General features: G+C 64.7%; 1 protein-coding gene and 1 pseudogene. One reads left to right on the top strand and one right to left on the bottom strand.

Features of this window, described 5'->3' with window-relative positions; genetic code table 11:
• The coding region (locus ENZ74_RS32500) for a LysR family transcriptional regulator (protein ID WP_127313320.1) at positions 1-816 on the bottom strand (816 nt) is incomplete at its 3' end.
• A gap of 92 nt (positions 817-908) precedes the next feature.
• Between ENZ74_RS32500 and ENZ74_RS32495 the strand changes: the two are divergent.
• Positions 909-1,146 (top strand): annotated as a pseudogene (locus tag ENZ74_RS32495) (EamA/RhaT family transporter); the annotation flags it as partial.

Here is a 1,146-nt window from a genome sequence, read left to right as displayed (position 1 = left end):
GTCGAGCCAGTAGGATACCGGGTTGAGGGCTGTGCGCTCATCGACGGGAGTGATGCGGCCCGATTGTAATTGATGTCCGGTCAGCGGCGGGCGGGCCAGCGCGATGCCCAGCCCATAGGCGGCGGCGTCGAGCACCAGATTGTAGTCCTCGAAGCGGCGGTCCTGCGGGCGCGGGCGGTAATCCATGCCTTGCGCGGCAAACCAGGCGCGCCAGGCCGACGCGTCGGAATCGTTGATCAGCGGATATTTGAGCAGCCGGGCAGGGTCGCCCCGGCCGATCTCGCGGGCAAGCTCGGGTGACGCGACAGGGAAGACATGTTCCTCGAAAAGTTGCACCGAGATGCGGCCCGGAATGCCGCCGCGTCCACAACGGATCGAGAGGTCGATGCCTTCATCGGCAAGGTCGGCCTGGCGGATGTCGACATCGAGCACGATGCGCAGCTTCGAGGGATTGTTTTCCAGAGCCGCCATGCGCGGCATCAGCCACAGTCCGCTGACCGAGGGAATCGAGGTCAGCCGCACCACCGCCGTGCCACGCGGCTCGACCCAGCGGTCGGAATGGGTCGATATCAGCGCAAAGGCTTCCGCCGTGCGCAGATGCAGCCTGTTGCCTTCGATCGTCAGCGAGACGCCGCGCGCACCACGGTCGAAGACTTTCAATCCCAGCCAGTCCTCGAGCTTGGCGATCTGCCGGCTGACGGCGCCATGGGTGATATTGAGCTTTTCGGCGGCCGCTGAAAAGCTGCCTGTCCGCGCCGCCGCATCGAAGGCGCGCAGCGTTTCGAGCGGCACCATTGTGTCCGAGCTGTGATCCATAGTCACAGGTGATCCTCGATTTCGTCGTTTGTCAACCGGGGTGAAAAGGCGTTTTCTGCCTTTCAGGACCGAAGAAATACGAGGGCGGTGAGATGAGCGAGATAACGGGCACGTTGAATTCGACACAGCGAATGGACACCACGGCAGCCATCGCTGTGGCGCTGACGGTGGTCGGCTGGGCCTCCGCCTTTCCCGCTATCCGAGCCGGTCTCGCCGCCTTCGGCCCACTGGAACTGGGTGCGTTGCGCTTTGCCATCGCCGCTGTGCCGGCGGCGATCTTCCTGGCCGTCAAGCGCCCGGCGCTGCCAAGGCTCGACGAAGCGTGGCGCC

It is taken from the genome of Mesorhizobium sp. M7A.F.Ca.CA.002.15.2.1 (assembly GCF_003998715.1).
GTDB classification, from domain to species: domain Bacteria; phylum Pseudomonadota; class Alphaproteobacteria; order Rhizobiales; family Rhizobiaceae; genus Mesorhizobium; species Mesorhizobium ciceri.
Note: the sequence above shows the minus strand (reverse complement) of the source record. Positions and strands in the feature narration are given on the sequence as shown.